Annotated in this window: 2 protein-coding genes; both read left to right on the top strand. The window is 61.6% G+C overall.

Translation table 11 applies throughout. The features are described 5' to 3' along the window. Positions 1–70 precede the first annotated feature (70 nt). Positions 71–277 (top strand): cold-shock protein, encoded by a 207-nt coding sequence (locus CK944_RS22175; protein ID WP_103175187.1) that lies wholly within the window; start codon positions 71–73, stop codon positions 275–277. A gap of 141 nt (positions 278–418) precedes the next feature. Next, the gene (locus CK944_RS22170) at positions 419–700 is read left to right on the top strand and encodes a hypothetical protein (RefSeq protein WP_103175186.1); all 282 of its coding nucleotides are present in this window, start codon (positions 419–421) and stop codon (positions 698–700) included. Positions 701–1,222 lie beyond the last annotated feature (522 nt).

The following is a 1,222-nucleotide window of genomic DNA, read 5'->3' as shown; positions in this document are numbered from 1 at the left end:
ATCAGAAATCTCTTGCTGCGCGGCTGAGCGCTATGCCAAGCAATGTCTTGTTGTGCAGCGGAGAGGGACAATGGCACGCGGGACAGTCAAGTGGTTCAACACCGACAAGGGTTATGGCTTCATTGCGCCGGAGGCCGGGGGCGGGGATGTGTTTGTCCATATCACGGCCGTTCAGCGCGCCGGACTGGACACGCTGCGGGACGGGCAGAAAGTCTCCTTTGAACTGGAGACCGGCCGCAACGGCAAGACAAGCGCGGTCGATCTGCAGGCCTTCTGAGACGACAAAGGTGGTCGCCGCCCTGCCGCAAACGTGCTGCGGGTGCGGGCCTCTTCACAAGATCGGTCGGCATCGCCGGGTCCTGTTAACGGCTCCTTAACCGAAGGTATCTTATGCAAATAGCGCATAAGAGGATCGGGCATGAGCTACCGGATCACCACCTACAGCGCCTTGCATGCCAACCTGTCGGCGGCCAACACGGCCGTAAGGCTGTGCCGGGCCAACATTGGCCGGCTGCCCTTGTCCGACCAGGAACGCAACACAACGATCGACCGGATCAGAAAGCAGATCGGCGAACTGGAGACGCTCATCCTGGAACTCGAGGGACCCAGCGGCAAACACGCCGCGCCCTTCATCAGGACGCGGGTCAGAAAGGCACCTCCGCCCCGCCGGGCCAGCACCCTGTCGGACAACAGGACGTGACAGCGGATCCCGATAACAAGGACCCAGGCGAACACGCGCCCGTGCTTCACGAAAGGGTCCCGGAGGCCTTCTCCGCCCCAGGCACCGACAACAGCACGTCTCGCAAGGCGTAGGATCTTTCAGCCGGGCGGGAACACTCTGAAACCAACCACACACACCCGCTCGGCTGATAAGACCTTTATGTCTGCGTCGGGCGTTGGGGGATAGTTGTTCTTTGGGGCAGGGGGCAGTGCCCTTAGGCATCGGTTCCTGGCGGCTGCGTCTTACCCGCTGTGACCTGTCGCCTGAGCCCTCTGTTCAGCAGGGACCTGCCGGAGTAGAGCAGTGCGGTTACGCGAAGATGGCGAAGCCGAGAAGCGCAGCTTAGTGGGCCTGCGGTGACCCAGCCATCGGGCTGACCACCTCCTGAGAAGCTGTCAGACGGTTGCGGGCAGTGTGGGGGTGATCTCCTCTCTGTGCGGGACAAAACCCGTGACAGATCCCCCAAAATATGGCATGGTGAGAGGTGTAGAGATGGCAGGA

This window comes from Paracoccus sp. SY (genome assembly GCF_002901215.1).
Taxonomy (GTDB): domain Bacteria; phylum Pseudomonadota; class Alphaproteobacteria; order Rhodobacterales; family Rhodobacteraceae; genus Paracoccus; species Paracoccus acridae.
Note: the sequence above shows the minus strand (reverse complement) of the source record. Positions and strands in the feature narration are given on the sequence as shown.

Bases quoted from the DNA above. Each gene is read 5' to 3' on its own strand.
- CK944_RS22175 (WP_103175187.1), top strand. From the start codon at position 71: ATGGCACGCGGGACAGTCAAGTGGTTCAACACCGACAAGGGTTATGGC.
- CK944_RS22170 (WP_103175186.1), top strand. From the start codon at position 419: ATGAGCTACCGGATCACCACCTACAGCGCCTTGCATGCCAACCTGTCG.